This is a genomic window from Psychrobacter sp. Sarcosine-02u-2, assembly GCF_002836335.1.
GTDB lineage: Bacteria > Pseudomonadota > Gammaproteobacteria > Pseudomonadales > Moraxellaceae > Psychrobacter > Psychrobacter faecalis.
Genome location: NZ_PJBX01000070.1, coordinates 1 through 375, shown reverse-complemented (window position 1 = coordinate 375; position 375 = coordinate 1). Strand labels below are relative to the sequence as shown.

Below are 375 nucleotides of genomic sequence, written 5' to 3'. Positions count from 1 at the left end.
TCATGCCCGAGGCGTTGTCTTGCTTCTACGACTGCACTGGGTACACAGGCCTGTGAGTCTAGATTAAGACGCATTTGCTCTGTGATATACCAGATGGAACGGTTTCTATATAAGGCGGTACCTATGACTAGCCAAACGACATGTTCAGCAGGTAGCTTACGCCTTCTAATGCTCGCTTTGCCGGTATATTCTAAAGCTTGCTGTATCCACTCAGGGTCTATTAATTCACTAAATTGTTCTAGGGTGTCTGGAATCCTTTTATGCGTCTCATTAATAGCGTTTTGTAGTCTCATAGTAAAATAGCCCATCTACTTATTAGATGGGCTATTTTATTACTTTTATTGAGTTTTTGCCTTAACTGACTGGCATTAATCC

At 41.6% G+C, this 375-nt stretch carries 1 protein-coding gene; it reads right to left on the bottom strand.

The genetic code is table 11. The annotated features are described in order from the left end of the window. Positions 1-293: transposase domain-containing protein (locus CXF58_RS01305; protein ID WP_180952497.1), on the bottom strand; the 293-nt coding region annotated here is incomplete at its 3' end. Positions 294-375 lie beyond the last annotated feature (82 nt).